The sequence below is a fragment of the Rubrivivax soli genome, from assembly GCF_049810355.1.
In the GTDB taxonomy this organism is placed as follows: domain Bacteria; phylum Pseudomonadota; class Gammaproteobacteria; order Burkholderiales; family Burkholderiaceae_C; genus Rubrivivax.
Window position 1 is genome coordinate 3,068,807 of sequence record NZ_CP187368.1, and the last position, 14,814, is coordinate 3,083,620.

Here is a 14,814-nt window from a genome sequence, read left to right on the forward strand (position 1 = left end):
CCTTGCGCTGCGACAATCGCGGGCGCAGGACGCACCGCGGGGGTGCGGGGGCCGGTTCGTCGAAGGTGGTTGTTGTGGAGAGGCGTCGTTCACTGCTGCAGCTGCGCCGCACCGGCACGGCGTTGGTTGCGGCCAACGTGCTGCTGCTGCTGGTGCTGGCGACCGGCGACGCCGTGTCGTGGTCCCCGCCCGGGCGCACGCTGGCAGCCGTGCTGCTGGCGCTGGCCGCCGCGCTCGGCACCGCCGTGCTGCTGTGGCGGCTGACGGCGCGCCTGGAGGCGGCGCACGCGCGCTCCGACGCGGTCGCGGCCCGCCAGCGCGAGATCGTCGACGCGCTGGAGGTCGGCCTCGTGGTCTACGACAGCGACGACCGCCTCGTGCTGGCCAACCGCGACTTCCGCAACCTCTATGCGCCGTTCGCCGCGCACATGCAGCTGGGGGACACCTTCGAGACGCTGCTGCGCAAGGCCGTCGCGCACGGTGCGGTGCCCGAGGCCGGCAACGACCCCGAGGCGTGGATCGCCGCGCGCGTCGCCGCGCACCGGCAGCCGGCCGGCCCCCTCCTGCGGCAGCTGCCGGGCGGCCGCTGGCGCCGCATCGTCGAGCAGCGCCTGGCCGACGGCAGCCTGCTCGCGCACAGCGTGGACGTCAGCGCACTGGTGCACAAGGAGCAGGCGCTGGCCGCCGCGCGCGCCGAAGCCGAACTGGCACGCCAGCGCCTGGACGACGCGATCCAGGCGCTGCCCGACGCCTTTGCGCTGTACGACGCCGAGGACCGCCTGGTGACCTTCAACCAGCGCTATGCCGAGGTCTACCAGCACAGCGCCGCGGCGCTGGTGCCGGGCACGCGCTTCGAGGCCGTGCTGCGCTACGGCCTGGCGCGCGGCCAGTACCCGCAGGCCGCGGGCCGCGAGCAGGCCTGGCTGGCCGAGCGCCTGCACGCGCACCGCAACCCGGGCGCGCCGCTGCTGCAGGAGCTGCCCGACAACCGCTGGCTGCGCGTCGACGAGCGGCGCACGCGCGACGGCGGCATCGCCGGCGTGCGCAGCGACGTCACCGAGCTCGTGCGGCGCGAACAGGACCTGCGCCGGCTGAACGCCCGGCTCGACGGGCTCAACGCCGAGCTGGCGCAGCTGTCGGACACCGACCCGCTGACGGGCCTGGCCAACCGCCGTCACTTCGACCGCCGCATGACCAGCGAGTGGACACGCGCGCAGCGCCACGGCATGCCGCTGGCGCTGGTGCTGCTGGACGTGGACCACTTCAAGGCCTTCAACGACCGCCACGGCCATCCGGCGGGCGACGCCTGCCTGCGCCAGGTGGCGACGCTGCTGGCGGGCGCGGCGCGCCGTCCCACCGACCTGGTGGCCCGCATCGGCGGCGAGGAATTCGCCGTGCTGCTGCCGCACCAGGACGCCGCCGACGCCGAGGCCGTGGCGCAACGCTGCATCGCGGTGCTGGACCACGCCGCCATCGCGCACGGCGCCTCGCCGGTGGCCGCCCACGTCACCTGCAGCGCGGGTGTCGCCGATGCCACCATGCTGGGCGCCGCAGGCACCCCCGCACAGCTGCTGTCCGCCGCCGACGCGGCGCTGTACCTGGCCAAGCAGTCGGGCCGCCGCCGCAGCGCGCGGGCCGCCACGGTCTGACGCGGCAGCACCCGGTCCCGCCCCCGATGCAAGGCCTGCACCTCACCGCCGACCTGCACGGCTGCGCGCCCGCCGAGCCCGGCCTGTGCACCGACCCCGACACCCTGCGGCAGCGCTGCCTGCAGGCCGTGGCCGACGCCGGCCTGCAGGCCGTGGGCACGCTGTTCCACCGCTTCCCGGCGCCGGGCGGCGTCACCGGCGTCGTGCTGCTGGCCGAGTCGCACCTGGCGCTGCACACCTGGCCCGAGCTGGCCGCGGTGACGCTGGACGTCTACGTGTGCAACCTGCAGGCCGACAACAGCGCGCGTGCCGGGCAGCTGCTGGCGGCGATGGAGGCGCTGTTCGCGCCGGCACGCGCGGTGCGCCAGCGCGTGCAGCGCGGCGCTCCCGGGCCGGCTTGACACAGCGCAAGACGCGCCGGCCGGCGCGGCGTCACGCTGCGGGCGTTGCCGGAACGAAGCTCGAAGGCCCTGCCATGCGCCCCCTCACGCTGGACGTCATCCACGACGAACACCACGCCCTGGCAGCGATGCTGCGATCGCTGCTGATGCTGCTGACCCATGCCCGCCGGGCAGGCACGGCACCCGACTTCGGCGTGCTGCGCGCGATGCTCTTCTACGTCGACGAGTTCCCCGAGCGGCTGCACCACACGAAGGAGAGCACGCTGCTGTTCCCGCGCCTGCGCCAGCGTGTGCCCGAGTTGTCCGGGGTGCTGGACCGGCTGGACCAGGAACACGCGCGCGGCGAGGCCGCGATCCGCGCGCTCGAGCACGCGCTGCTGGCCTACGAGGTGATGGGCGACACGACACGGCGCGACGCCTTCGAGGCCGCGGCCGAGCGCTACGTCGGCTTCTACCTCGACCACATGCGCATCGAGGAGACCGACGTGCTGCCGGCCGCCACGCGCCACTTCACGCCTGCCGACTGGGACGAGCTCGACGCCGCCTTCGCCGCCAACCGCGACCCGCTCACCGGCCACGAACCCGACGACGCCTACCGGCCGCTGTTCCAGAAGATCCTGATGCAGGCGCCGGCACCCATCGGCCTGGGGCCGGCGCAGTAGCAGCGCACCCCTACACTCGCGGCGCATGAGCGCCCGAGCCCTGATCCTCGCCGCCGGCCGCGGCGAGCGCATGCGTCCGCTGACCGACACCTGCCCCAAGCCGCTGCTGCCGGTGCACGGCCGGCCGATGATCGAGTGGCACCTGCAGGCGCTGGCCCGCGCCGGCGTGCGCGAGGTCGTGATCAACACCGCGTGGCTGGAAGACCGCTTTCCGTCCGCTCTGGGCGACGGCAGCCGCTGGGGCCTGCGGCTGCACTATTCGATGGAAGGCCGCGACCACGGCGGCGCGCTGGAGACCGCCGGCGGCATCGCCACCGCGCTGCACCGGCTGGCGCCGCACGGCGACGAGGCCTTCTGGGTCGTCTCGGGCGACATCGTGGCGCCGGGCTTCGCCTTCGACGCCGCGCTGCATGCCGCGTTCGAGGGCGGCGGTGCGCTCGGCCACCTGTGGCTGGTGCCCAACCCCGACTTCCACCCCGACGGCGACTTCGCGATGGATGCACAAGGCCTGCTCGCGCGCGACGGCCCGCGCGTCTGGACCTACGCCAACCTGGCGCTGCTGAAGCCGGCCATCGTCGCCGGCATCGCACCCGGCACGCGCGCCGCGCTCGGCCCGCGGCTGTTCGAGGCCGCTGCCGCGCGGCGCCTCACCGGCCAGGCCTGGCACGGCGCCTGGCACAACGTCGGCACGCCGGCGCAGCTGCAGGCGCTGCAATCCGCCCTGCCATGACGGCGTGATGACAGCGCGATTGCCCTGCGCCGACAGTTGGGCAAGGCCACCGTCACGGACCTGACACCGGGGCTTCACACACTCCGGCGCTGTCTTTCCATCACCGACGGAGTTCCCCTTGGCCAACAGCCTTCTCGATGACGACGGCGTCTCGAACCCCTCCTCCAACGCCACCCTGAGCGACGTGGTCGAGCGCGCGGTCGCGCTGCGCCCAAGCCGCCGCCGCCTGCTGCTGGGCGGCCTGGGTGCGGCCGCGCTGCCCTTCCTGGCCGGCCTGTCGGCCTGCGGCAGCGACGACGACACCCCCGCCACCACGACGCCGCCGGCCACGCCGGCCGAGACCACCTTCGGCTTCACCGCGGTCGGCACCTCCAGCGCCGACGCGGTGGTCGTGCCTGCGGGCTACGTCGCCACGGCCTTCGCGCCCTGGGGCACGCCGATCAACAGCTTCGCGCCGGCCTGGAAGGCGGACGGCACCGGCACCGCGGCCGAGCAGGAACAGCAGGTCGGCGACAACCACGACGGCATGGCCTTCTTCGGCTTCAACACCGCGGGCAACGGCTTCGGCGAGCGCAGCGACGAAGGCCTGCTGGTGATGAACCACGAGTACATCAACCCCGAGTACTTCTACGCGCCCGACAGCGACGCCGACGACTGGATGGCGCCGTTCACCGCCGAGAAGGCCCGCAAGGCGCAGGCCGGCCACGGCATCAGCGTGCTGCACGTCAAGCGCGCGGCCGACGGCAGCTGGTCGCACGTGCAGGACTCGCCCTACAACCGCCGCATCCACGGCAACACGCCGATCACGCTGCAGGGCCCGGCCGCCGGCCACGACCTGGTGAAGACGGCCGCCGACCCCAGCGGCACCGTGGTGCTGGGCACGCTGAACAACTGCGGCAACGGCCGCACGCCCTGGGGCACCTACCTCACCTGCGAAGAGAACTTCAACGGCTACTTCGGCTGGAACGGCGAACGCACGCCGAGCGCGCTGGAGAACCGCTACGGCATCTCCGCCGGCGGCTTCGGCTACCGCTGGCACCTCGTGGACCCGCGCTTCGACGTCAACGCGACGCCCAACGAACCCAACCGCCATGGCTGGATCGTCGAGGTCGACCCGTTCGCGCCGGCCGGCCAGGCCGTCAAGCGCACGGCGCTGGGCCGCTTCAAGCACGAGAACGCCGAGTGCGTGATCGCCCCCGGCGGCAAGGCCGTGGTCTACATGGGCTGCGACGAGCGCAACGAGTACGTCTACAAGTTCGTCTCGGCCGGCAGCTTCGACGCCGCCAACCCCACCAGCGCCAACAACCGCAACCTGCTGGCCGAAGGCACGCTGTACGTGGCGCGTTTCGACGCCGGCGCGACCGCGGGCGACAACATGGGCACCGGCGTGTGGATCCCGCTGGTGTTCGGCCAGAACGGCCTCACCGCCGAGAACGGCTTCACGAGCCAGGCCGACGTGCTGATCCGCGCCCGCCAGGCCGCCGACCGCGTGGGCGCGACGATGATGGACCGGCCGGAGTGGGTGGCCGCGAACCCGAAGAAGGCCGGCGAGGTCTTCCTCACGCTCACCAACAACAGCCGCCGCGGCGGCACCACGTCGAACGCCGCCGACGGCAGCACCACGGCCGGCTCGGCCCGCCCGGCCACCGACGAGGCCAACCCGCGCGCGAACAACGTGTGGGGCCACATCGTGCGCTGGAACGAGACCGGCGGCGACGGCGGCACCGCCACCACGTTCACCTGGGACATCTTCGTGCTGGCCGGTCAGCCGAGCGTCACCGACGCGCGCAAGCCCTCGGCCAACATCACGCTGGACAACCTGTTCAACAGCCCCGATGGCCTGGCCTTCGACAGCTTCGGCCGCATGTGGATCCAGACCGACGGCAGCTTCTCGAACACCGGCGACTTTGCGGGCAACGGCAACAACCAGATGCTGGTGGCCGACCCGGCGACCAAGGAGATCCGCCGCTTCCTGGTGGGCCCGGCCGGCAGCGAGGTCACCGGCATCACCTGGACGCCGGACCGCAAGACGATGTTCGTGAACATCCAGCACCCGGGCGAGGTGGGCAGCCACCCGAACCGGCCCGCCGACTACGCCGGCGACAACTGGATCGCGCGCAACGCCAATGCCTTCAGCCGCTGGCCCGACGGCGCCACGGCGCAGCGCCCGCGCTCGGCCACGGTGATCGTGCGCCGCAACGACGGCGGCATCGTCGGGGCCTGACCGGCCGGGGCGGCGGCCCCGTGCCGCCGCCCGGCAGCGGTCAGTCGGCCAGCGGCAGCGTGACCGCGTCGATGCGCGCCAGCACCTCGGGCGTCAGCTTGTCCAGCAGGTCGAGCGCGCCCAGGTTGCCCTGCAGCTGCGACAGCTTCGAGGCGCCGGTGATCACGGTGCTGACACGCGGGTTCTTCGCCACCCAGGCGATGGCCAGCTGCGCCAGCGTCGCACCCAGTTCGGCGGCAATCGGCTGCAGCTGCAGTACGGCGGCGTTCTTGGCCGGGTCGAGCAGGCCCTCGCGCAGGAAAGCCATGTTCTCCATCGCGCCGCGGCTGCCTTCGGGCACGCCGCTGCGGTACTTGCCCGTGAGCAGGCCCGAAGCCAGCGGGCTCCAGGTCGTCAGGCCCAGGCCCGTGTCCTCGTAGAGCCGCGCGTAGTCCTTCTCGACCCGGCTGCGGTGGAACAGGTGGTACTGCGGCTGCTCCATCAGCGGCTTGTGCCAGCCGTGGCGGTCGGCGATCTGCCACGCGGCGTGGATGTCCGACGCGCTCCACTCGCTGGTGCCCCAGTACAGCGCCTTGCCCTGCTGGATGATGTCGTTCATCGCGCGCACCGTCTCTTCCAGCGGCGTGTGCGGGTCGGGGCGGTGGCAGTAGACCAGGTCGATGAAGTCCAGGCCAAAGCGCTGCAGCGAGCCGTCGATGGCCTGCATCAGGTACTTGCGGTTCAGCGTGTCCTTGCGGTTCACGCCCTCGCCGGCGCGGTCCAGGCCCCAGAAGAACTTGGTCGAGACGACGTAGTGCAGGCGCGGCCAGCCCAGCTGCTTCAGCGCCGCGCCCATCACCTCTTCGCTGCGGCCGCCGGCGTAGACCTCGGCGTTGTCGAAGAAGTTGACGCCGGCGTCGAAAGCGGCGGCCATCATCTCGCGCGCGGCGCCGACGTCGACCTGGTTGTGGTACGTGACCCAGGAGCCGAGCGACAGGGCGCTGACACGCAGGCCGGAGCGGCCGAGGCGGCGGTAGAGCATGGTGGTGTGCTTCGGTTGGACGCGGAAGCTGCCGATCCTAGCCCTCCCGGCGCGCCGCGCCCGCCACCTGCGTGCCCAGCGTGAAGGCTTCTTCGAACACCGAGTAGGACGACAGGTCGGCGTGTGCGAAGCGCAAGCGCCCACGCTGTGCGCGCAGCGCCGCCAGTGCCCCCTGCGCCGCGCTCGTGCGCTGGCCGGGCACCGGCACGGCCATCGCGTGGCCGTGGCGGGTCAGGTCCACGCGCAGCAGCTTGCCTGGCAGGTCCGGGTGCACGCCGGCCAGGTGCTGCACCACCTGCGCCGCCCAGGGCCGCCAGTCGTCGGCCAGCAGCGCGCCGCGCTGCGCCACCGGCAAGGCCTCGTAGGCCGTCAGCACCGGGGCCGTGGGGCGGGGGTCCAGGCGCTGGTGGCCGGCGTCCACGTAGCCCAGCGCGGTGCTGCCGTAGACCACACTGTCCCACGACGGCGGCGCACCGGGGCGGTCGAGCAGCGGCGCCGACAGCTGCAGGTTGGCCACCAGCCAGGGCGCGTGCGGCAGCGCGGCGGCGGCCTGGCGCAGCGCCTCGGGCGGGTTCTGCAGCACGCGCGCGGCCACGAACAGCGGCAGCGCCAGCACCACCTGCTGCGCGGTCCAGGCCTCGGCCTGCTGCCGGGTGTCGTCCCAGGCCAGCACCTGCACGGCGTGGCGTGTCTCTTCCACGCGCAGCACGGTGCGGCCACCGTGCAGCCGGCCGGCCAGCGGTGCGGCCAGGCGCTGCACCAGCCAGGCGTTGCCCTCGGGCCAGGTGAAGACGGGCTCGCCGTCGTCGCCGTCTGCGTCGTCACCCGGCGCGTGGAAGCCATGGCGGCTGGCGAAGTAGTGCAGCCCGGCCCAGGCCGACACCACGGCGGCGGGCGCGCCGTAGTCGTCGCGGCAGCAGTGGTCCAGGTACCAGCGCAGGCGCGGGTCGTCGAGGCCCGCGGCGTCGAGCCACGCGGCGAAGGTCTGGCTGTCCAGCAGCGCGTGTTCGGCGGTCCACGGCGCCTGCAGCGTGGGCATCGCGAACCCGATGCGCTGGGCGTCAGACACCCGCTGCGCGAAGCGGCGGACCTGCGCCAGCGTCGCCGAGCCGGGCTCGGCCGGCGGCAGCAGACCGCCCGCCCAGGCGCCGTCGATCCACAGCCGCTCCTGCGGGCTGTGGCACAGGTGGCGCTCGTCGGCCACGGTGCGGCCCAGGTGCTGGCGCAGCAGGCCGATCTCGTGCAGCCACTCGCTGACCACGTGCGCGTGCGGACCGGGCAGCGGCAGGTAGTGCGCGCCCAGCGGGCAGGGCTGGCCGGCGAGCACGTGGCCGCGGCTGTTGCCGCCGGGCTGGTCCTCCAGCTCCAGCAGCTGCACGTCATCGATGCCGGCGCGGCTGTAGGCACGCGCCGCGGCCAGGCCGGCGATGCCGCCGCCCACCACCAGCACCTGCGCACGGCGCTGCACCGCGGCCCGCGGCAGCGCACCGCTGCGCAGGCGGTGGCCGCGCGCGGGGCTGGTGCCGACCCAGCCGCCCTGCAGCGGCGCGGCCTGGTCGCAACCGGCCAGCGGTGCCGCCAGTGCCGTCAGCCCGGAGCCCAGCAGCGCGCGCCGCCTCACGGCTGCACCCGGCCCCACTCGGCTTCGAAGGTGTGCACCAGCGTCTGGTTCGACAGGCGGTTGGGCTCGGCCGGCACCCGTGCCATGTCGGGCGGGAACTGCAGCAGCGCCGGCAGGCCCTCGACCGTCAGGAAGCGCAGCCCCGGCGGCAGCGCGGTGGCGGCGCGGAAGGGCCGACGGCTCGCGATCAGGAAGCCCCACTCGCCGAAGCTGGGCACGTGCGCGTGGTACGGCGTGGTCGTGAAGCCCACGGCCTCCAGCGTCGCGGCCACGGTCCAGAAGCTCTGGCGCGCGATCAGCGGCGACGTGGTCTGCACGACGGCGAAGCCGCCGGCCGCCAGGTGCTGGTCCAGGCGCTGGTAGAAGCTGGTGGTGTAGAGCTTGCCGAGCGCGAAGTTGGTCGGGTCGGGGAAATCGACCACGATGACGTCGAACACCGTGTCGGCCGTGGCCGGCTGTTCCAGCCAGGTGAAGGCGTCGGTGTTGACGGTGCGCAGCTTCGGGCTCGCGAGTGCGCCGCCGTTCAGTGCCGCCAGCAGCGGGCGCTCGCGGAACAGGCGCGTCATCAGTGGGTCCAGCTCCACCAGCGTGACCTGCTCCACCGACGGGTGGCGCAGCACCTCGCGCACGGCCATGCCGTCGCCGCCGCCCAGCACCAGCACGCGCCGCGGCGCGCCGTGCGCGGCCATCGCCGGGTGCACCAGGGCCTCGTGGTAGCGGTACTCGTCGCGCGAATGGAACTGCAGGTTGCCGTTCAGGAACAGCCGCGTGCCCGCCGGGCCGGCGGTGACGACGATGCGCTGGTACGGGCTGCTCGCGCGCACGACGACGTTGTCGCCGTAGAAGCGGTCTTCGGCCCAGGTCGTCAGCCGCTCGGCGCCGGCCATCGCCGCGGCCAGCACCCCCACCACGCCGGCACAGGCCAGCGCGTGCGCCCGCCAGCACCGCAGCTCGCCGCGGAACAGCCACAGCGCCCACACCGCCACCGCCGCGTTCAGCAAGCCGAAGAACACGCCTGTGCGGATCAGTCCCAGGTGCGGCACGAACAGCAGCGGGAACGCCACCGCCACCACCAGCGCGCCCAGGTAGTCGAAGGTCAGCACCTGCGACACCAGGTCCTTCAGCGCGTAGCGCGTGCTGAACTGCGCCTTCAGGATGCGCATCACCAGCGGGATCTCCAGCCCCACCAGCAGGCCGATCAGGCCGACCATGCCGTACAGCAGCACGCGGAAGGCGCCGTCGCTGCCCGCCGGCAGGCTGCTGTGGGCGATGAACAGCAGCGCCGGCATCAGGCCGCCGATCAGCCCCACCAGCAGCTCGATGCGCAGGAACTGCGCCACCAGCTGCTGCTCGACCAGGCGGCTGAGCCACGAGCCCAGCCCCATCGCGAACAGGTAGGCGCCGATCACGGTGCTGAACTGCAGCACCGAGTCGCCGAGCAGGTAGCTCGCCAGCGCACCGGCCGCGAGCTCGTAGACCAGCCCGCAGGCCGCCACCACGAAGACCGAGACCAGCAGCGCCAGTTCGGCCGGGGCGATGCGCGCCGGCGGGGCGTCCGGCGTGGCGGAGGGGTCGGTGTGCACGGCCATCGCTGCGAGCCTACCCGAGCGCGCGCGGGCTCAGTCCGCGGGCCACCGAGGTCGCCGGCGCGACAGCCGGGCGGGGCCCGCGCCGCGACAATCGCCGCCATGGGAACCCTGTACCTCGTGCGCCACGGCCAGGCCAGTTTCGGTGCCGCCGACTACGACCAGCTCAGCGCGCTCGGCGTGCGCCAGTGCGAGGCGCTGGGCCGCTGGTTCGCCGAACGCGGCGTGGCGTTCGACCACGTGCTGCGCGGCAGCCTGCGCCGCCATGCACAGTCGCTCGACGCCCTGGCCGCGGGCCACGGCCGCGTGCCGGCGGCGCTGGAGTGGCCGGGCCTGAACGAGTACGACGGCGAGGCCGTGGTGCGCGCCGTGCATCCGGGACCGATCGCCGCGGCCGACACGCCCGAGGCCTACCGCCACCACTTCCGGCTGCTGCGCGAAGGGCTGCTGGCCTGGATGGCCGGCCGCACGCAGCCCGCCGGCATGCCGGCCTATGCCGACTGGGTGGCCGGCATCGTCGGCGCGCTCGACCACGTGCGCACGCAATGCGACGGCAACGTGCTGCTGGTCAGCAGCGGCGGGCCGATCGCCACCGCGGTGGGCCAGGTGCTGGGCACCACGGCCGAGACCACGATCGACCTGAACTACCGCATGCGCAACAGCGCCGTCACCGAGCTGACGTACACGCCCAAGCGCCACCTGCTGGTGACCTACAACCACCTGCCGCACCTCGACGCCCCCGAGCGCCGCGACTGGGTCACGTTCACCTGAGGCGCCGGCCGGGCCCCGGGCTCAGCCGCCCACCGCCGCGGCCACGATGAGGCCGATGGCGATGCACATCGCGCCCACCACGATGGCCAGCGCGACGTTCTGCTTCTCGACGATCTCGTCCCACAGCCGGTAGGGCGTGAGCTTGTCGATGACGACGAAGCACACCCAGAACACCAGCACGCCCAGCAGCGCGTACAGCAGGCTGCCGAAGAACACGCCCGGCTTGAGCCACTCGATTCCCATCATCGCGAACCTCCTGTCGATCCTGAACCCATCGTCGCGCGTGGCGCCACGTCACTTGTGCCCGCCGCCGCTGGACCAGCCGCCGAACGAGCCGCCGCCCGTGCGCACGCCGGCCTGGCGGTTGCGCACGCACTGCTGGTACTCGTTGCTGGCGGCGCCGAAGGTGCGGCGCTCGTCGTCGCAGTCGTCGCGGCTGCTGCAACGCGCCACGATAAGCATCAGCACGACCACGGCGACGAAGACCAGCAGCGCCTTCGGCACGCCGGCGCCGCTGGAGCCCGGCAGCACGTCGCGCTGCAGCGTCGCCTGCAGCGGCTTCGGCAGCCCGAAGGCGGCGGCCACGTCGGCAGCCGCCAGCACCTGGCCCGCCGACCACGTGGTCTCGCCGGCCGTCTGCTCGCGCGACAGGCGGTGTTTCTTCGACAGCCCGGTGCCCACGTAGTCGGCCACCTGCGCCACCTCGCCGCGCTGCACGCGCCAGTAGAACTCGCCCTGCACCCAGGTCACGCGCGCGGCGTAGCGCTCGCGCAGTTCGAAGCTCTGGCCGGCCCAGTGCGCGCGCGGGCCCTGCAGCTGCGGCACGCCGGTGATCGGCTTGACCCAGCTCCAGCCGTCGTCGGCGTCCACCAGGAAGGCGAAGCCCTGCGTGCGGTGGTGCAGCAGGTACTCGCGCCAGAAGAACTGCTCGTCGTCCCCATCGCCTGCGCCGGGCAGCGTGACGCGCTCCAGGAAGCCCACCACCTGCCACGGCTGCGGCGCACCGCCCAGCGCCAGCGTGCCGATGCGGCCGAGCGGGATCTGCGGCTCCAGGCCGCCTTCACCGCTGTTGTTCTGCGCGTAGTGCCGCAGCTCGGCACCCGCGCCACCCGCGATGTCGACGACGGCCCGGCACTGCGGGCAGCTCAGGCTCTGCGTCGTCGCGAGCGTCGGCCGCAGCGCGGCGCCGCAACTCGGGCAGTCCAGCGCGCGGCCGCGCAGCGTCTTCTCGTTGACGTCGCGCAGGCCGGTCAGCGCGAGTTCGTCCAGCAGGACGCTGCGGCCGATCGACCAGGCCGGCCGCACCGGGTCGACGAACTCCAGCGTGCCGACCTCGCCCTGCGCGTTGCGCAGGTCGACCACCGTGAACGTGCGCTCCAGCGGCGGCGGCGCCGGCAGCTCGCCCTGCGCCGACACCAACCGCGCCTGCACCACCGAGGCCACGCTCCACGGCTGGCCGTCGATCAGCGTGCGCTGCCCCGGGCGCAGCGCCTCCAGCGCGGGCGCCGTCTGCAGCGCGGTGTCGAACGCGACGACGTAGGCGCCGTTGTCCTCGCTCAGCCAGGCCGAACGCTGGTTGTCGAACAGCACGTGCCACGCGTTCCAGGTGCCGCCGTCGGCCCCGTACTGCAGCCGCCCCACCAGCGTGAAGGCCAGGCCCTGCAGCGTGCCGGCCACGCCCAGCTGCAGCGGCGAGTGGTCGTCGAAGAGCTCGCCCACCACGCCGATGCGGCGCAGCGCGTCGCCGTCGCGCAGCAGCGTGCTGCTGCAGAAGCTGCAGACGGCGCTGGGCGACGCGGCCGAGGCGAACTCGACCGGCGCACCGCAGTTCGGGCAGGCGGCGCGCCAGGCGCGCCCAGAGGTTGCCAAGCTAGACGAGCTTTCTCAGCAGCTCGGCCTTCTTGGCGCTGAACTCCTCGTCGGTGAGGATGCCCTTGGCCTTGAGCTCGCCCAGCTTCTCCAGCGTCGCCATCACCTCGTCGGGCTTCATGCCCGTGGCCGGGGCCGCAGCGGCCGGCTGGCCCTGCAGGCCCTGGCTGAGCTGCTGCGCCATCACCTGGCCCAGCGCGACGCCGGCGCCCAGGCCCATCGCGTCGCCGACGACTCCGCCGCCACCAGCGCCGGCCGCACCTTCGGCGAACTTCGGGATCGCCTGCGCCGTCTGGTACTGCATGAACTTGCCCATGTCGCCGCCGACCATGCCCATGCCGATCTTCTGGTCCAGGATCTTCTGCAGTTCCTCGGGCAGGCTCACGTTCTGCAGCGTCACGCTCTCGAGCGCCAGGCCCAGCGCCGCGAACGCCGGCGCGGTGGCGGCCTGCAGCTGCGCCGCGAACTCCACCTGGTTGGCGGCCAGGTCGAGAAAGGCCACGCCGCTGGCGGCCACCGCGTCGCTGATGTGCTGCAGCATCAGGCCGCGCAGCTGGCCGTCGAGGTCGTCGACGGTGTAGCGGTCGCGCGTGCCCGACACCGTGGTGTGGAACAGCTTCGCATCGTGGATGCGGTAGGCGTAGTTGCCGAAGGCGCGCAGGCGCACGGCGCCGAAGTCCTTGTCGCGGATCGTCACCGGCTGGCTGGTGCCCCAGCGGCGATCGAGCTGCTGGCGCACGCTGAAGAAGTACACGTCGCTCTTGAACGGGCTCTGGAACAGCTTGTCCCAGTTCTTGAGGTAGGTCAGCACCGGCAGCGTCTGCGTCGTCAGCTTGTGCATGCCGGGGCCGAAGACGTCGGCGACCTGGCCCTCGTTGACGAAGACCGCGACCTGGCTCTCGCGCACCGTGAGCGAGCCGCCGTACTGGATCTCGTTGCCAGCCATCGGGTAGCGCCAGGCCAGCGTGCCGTCGCCGGTCTCGGTCCACTCCAGGATGTCGATGAACTGCTTCTTGATGAAATCCATCAGTGCCATCGTGGGCCTCCCTGCCTGCCCGGGAACGGGCGGGCAAATAATACGCGGCATGGATGCCACCACCTCGTTGCAGCTCGCCGTCGTCGGCGCCGGTCCGGTGGGACTGGCGCTGGCCCTGCACGCGGCCTCGGCGCTGCCGCACGCGCAGATCACCGTCTTCGACGCCCGCCCGGCCGACCGCGACGTGGCCGGCGACGCGCGCACGCTGGCGCTGTCGCTGGGCAGCGTGCAGCTGCTGCGGCGGCTGGGCGTGATGCCGGGGGCCGAGGCGATCACCGAGGTGCACGTGTCGCAGCAGCCGCCGTCGTTCGGCCAGGCCGCCGTGTGCATCCGCGCGGCCGACGAAGGCGTGCCGCAGCTGGGCGCGGTGCTGCGCTACGGCACGCTCGTGGCGCCGATGCAGCGCGCCTGGGAAGCCGCCGTGGCGGCGCAGCCCGGGCGCCTGCGCATGCGCTTCGGCACGCCGGTCGCGGCCCTGAAGCCGCAGGCGGATGGCGTGGAGGTCGACGCCGGCATCGCCGAGCGCTTCGACCTCGCGGTGGTGGCCGAAGGCGGCGTGTTCGCCGAGCAGGCGCGCAAGGCCGTCACGCACGACTACGCGCAGACCGCCTGGGTCGGCACCGCCACGCTGGACGGCGGCACGCCCGGGAGGGCGATCGAGCGCTTCACGCGCCACGGCCCGGCGGCGCTGCTGCCGCTGGGCGGCACGCAGTGGGCGCTGGTGTGGTGCGTGCCGCGTGCCGACGACCCCGTGCAGCCGCTCGACGCCGCGCAGCGCGTGGCAGTGCTGAACAGCGTCTTCCCCGAGGCCGCCGGCCGCGTGGTGGCGCTGTCGCCGCTGAAGGCCTTCCCGCTGGGGCTGAACGCCGAACGCACGCTGGTGTCCGGGGACGGCCGCATCGTGCGCATCGGCAACGCCGCACAGACGCTGCACCCGGTGGCCGGGCAGGGCCTGAACCTGGGCCTGCGCGACGCCTACACGCTGGTGGCCACGCTGCGCCACGCGCTCGACACACACGACATCGACGCCGCGCTGCGCCGCGTGGAATGGGCGCGCGCACCCGACCGCTGGGCGATGATCGCCACCACCGACTTCCTGGCGCGCAGCTTCACGTGGCAGCTGCCCGGCGCGGCGCTGGCGCGCGGCCTGGGGCTGGCGGCGCTGCAGGCGCTGCCGCCGGTGAAACACTGGCTGGCGCGGCGCATGATGTTCGGCAGCCGCTAGCAGGCCGCGAACGGGCCCG

Annotated in this window: 13 protein-coding genes; 7 read left to right on the forward strand and 6 right to left on the reverse strand. The window is 73.3% G+C overall.

Annotated features, from left to right (window positions below):
* The first annotated feature begins 74 nt into the window (after nt 1-74).
* From ACPOLB_RS13940 to ACPOLB_RS13960, 5 genes are all read left to right on the forward strand, one after another.
* Nucleotides 75-1,649, forward strand: coding sequence for a diguanylate cyclase domain-containing protein (locus ACPOLB_RS13940; protein ID WP_425256601.1), 1,575 nt, complete (start codon nt 75-77; stop codon nt 1,647-1,649).
* Nucleotides 1,650-1,675: 26 nt separating this feature from the next.
* Complete coding sequence (speD, locus tag ACPOLB_RS13945) at nt 1,676-2,050, forward strand: adenosylmethionine decarboxylase (protein ID WP_425256602.1); 375 nt, start codon at nt 1,676-1,678, stop codon at nt 2,048-2,050.
* A gap of 74 nt (nt 2,051-2,124) precedes the next feature.
* Nucleotides 2,125-2,712, forward strand: coding sequence for a hemerythrin domain-containing protein (locus tag ACPOLB_RS13950; protein WP_425256603.1), 588 nt, complete (start codon nt 2,125-2,127; stop codon nt 2,710-2,712).
* Nucleotides 2,713-2,737: 25 nt separating this feature from the next.
* Nucleotides 2,738-3,442 (forward strand): nucleotidyltransferase family protein, encoded by a 705-nt coding sequence (locus ACPOLB_RS13955; protein ID WP_425256604.1) that lies wholly within the window; start codon nt 2,738-2,740, stop codon nt 3,440-3,442.
* A gap of 118 nt (nt 3,443-3,560) precedes the next feature.
* Entirely contained in the window at nt 3,561-5,666 is a 2,106-nt protein-coding gene (locus ACPOLB_RS13960) for a PhoX family protein (protein WP_425256605.1), read from the forward strand.
* Between the two features lie 40 nt (nt 5,667-5,706).
* Here the strand turns inward: ACPOLB_RS13960 and ACPOLB_RS13965 are convergent, their stop codons facing one another.
* Genes ACPOLB_RS13965 through ACPOLB_RS13975 form a run of 3 tightly spaced genes read right to left on the reverse strand, consistent with a single transcriptional unit; the run spans nt 5,707 to nt 9,897 of the window.
* On the reverse strand, nt 5,707-6,687 hold the full coding sequence (locus ACPOLB_RS13965; RefSeq protein ID WP_425256606.1) for a potassium channel beta subunit family protein: 981 nt from the start codon (nt 6,685-6,687) through the stop codon (nt 5,707-5,709).
* A gap of 37 nt (nt 6,688-6,724) precedes the next feature.
* Entirely contained in the window at nt 6,725-8,308 is a 1,584-nt protein-coding gene (locus tag ACPOLB_RS13970; protein WP_425256607.1) for an FAD-dependent oxidoreductase, read from the reverse strand.
* A complete protein-coding gene (locus tag ACPOLB_RS13975; RefSeq protein ID WP_425256608.1) occupies nt 8,305-9,897 on the reverse strand; it encodes a polyamine aminopropyltransferase in 1,593 nt (530 codons plus the stop codon). The genes ACPOLB_RS13970 and ACPOLB_RS13975 overlap by 4 nt, the downstream gene beginning before the upstream one ends.
* Before the next feature lie 99 nt (nt 9,898-9,996).
* On the opposite strand from ACPOLB_RS13975, the gene ACPOLB_RS13980 reads away from it, so the two are divergent.
* Nucleotides 9,997-10,665: a histidine phosphatase family protein gene (locus ACPOLB_RS13980; RefSeq protein ID WP_425256609.1), complete on the forward strand. Its 669-nt coding sequence runs from the start codon at nt 9,997-9,999 to the stop codon at nt 10,663-10,665.
* 21 nt (nt 10,666-10,686) lie between these two features.
* On the opposite strand, the gene ACPOLB_RS13985 is transcribed toward ACPOLB_RS13980, so the two are convergent.
* The 3 genes from ACPOLB_RS13985 to ACPOLB_RS13995 are packed head-to-tail and all read right to left on the reverse strand — an operon-like array spanning nt 10,687 to nt 13,570.
* Nucleotides 10,687-10,908, reverse strand: a complete 222-nt coding sequence (locus tag ACPOLB_RS13985; protein WP_425261920.1) for a DUF350 domain-containing protein — start codon at nt 10,906-10,908, stop codon at nt 10,687-10,689.
* Nucleotides 10,909-10,959: 51 nt separating this feature from the next.
* Complete coding sequence (locus ACPOLB_RS13990; RefSeq protein ID WP_425256610.1) at nt 10,960-12,534, reverse strand: DUF4178 domain-containing protein; 1,575 nt, start codon at nt 12,532-12,534, stop codon at nt 10,960-10,962.
* Nucleotide 12,535: 1 nt separating this feature from the next.
* Nucleotides 12,536-13,570 (reverse strand): SPFH domain-containing protein, encoded by a 1,035-nt coding sequence (locus ACPOLB_RS13995; RefSeq protein ID WP_425256611.1) that lies wholly within the window; start codon nt 13,568-13,570, stop codon nt 12,536-12,538.
* A gap of 49 nt (nt 13,571-13,619) precedes the next feature.
* Here ACPOLB_RS13995 and ACPOLB_RS14000 point away from each other — a divergent pair, with 49 nt between their 5' ends.
* Nucleotides 13,620-14,795 (forward strand): FAD-dependent monooxygenase, encoded by a 1,176-nt coding sequence (locus ACPOLB_RS14000; RefSeq protein ID WP_425256612.1) that lies wholly within the window; start codon nt 13,620-13,622, stop codon nt 14,793-14,795.
* The last annotated feature ends 19 nt before the right edge of the window (nt 14,796-14,814 follow it).

Excerpts from the sequence above, each read along its gene's own strand:
- speD (WP_425256602.1), top strand. The coding sequence starts at position 1,676 with ATGCAAGGCCTGCACCTCACCGCCGACCTGCACGGCTGCGCGCCCGCC.
- ACPOLB_RS13950 (WP_425256603.1), top strand. The coding sequence starts at position 2,125 with ATGCGCCCCCTCACGCTGGACGTCATCCACGACGAACACCACGCCCTG.
- ACPOLB_RS13955 (WP_425256604.1), top strand. The coding sequence starts at position 2,738 with ATGAGCGCCCGAGCCCTGATCCTCGCCGCCGGCCGCGGCGAGCGCATG.
- ACPOLB_RS13965 (WP_425256606.1), bottom strand. The coding sequence starts at position 6,687 with ATGCTCTACCGCCGCCTCGGCCGCTCCGGCCTGCGTGTCAGCGCCCTG.
- ACPOLB_RS13975 (WP_425256608.1), bottom strand. The coding sequence starts at position 9,897 with ATGGCCGTGCACACCGACCCCTCCGCCACGCCGGACGCCCCGCCGGCG.
- ACPOLB_RS13980 (WP_425256609.1), top strand. The coding sequence starts at position 9,997 with ATGGGAACCCTGTACCTCGTGCGCCACGGCCAGGCCAGTTTCGGTGCC.
- ACPOLB_RS13985 (WP_425261920.1), bottom strand. The coding sequence starts at position 10,908 with ATGGGAATCGAGTGGCTCAAGCCGGGCGTGTTCTTCGGCAGCCTGCTG.
- ACPOLB_RS13995 (WP_425256611.1), bottom strand. The coding sequence starts at position 13,570 with ATGGCACTGATGGATTTCATCAAGAAGCAGTTCATCGACATCCTGGAG.
- ACPOLB_RS14000 (WP_425256612.1), top strand. The coding sequence starts at position 13,620 with ATGGATGCCACCACCTCGTTGCAGCTCGCCGTCGTCGGCGCCGGTCCG.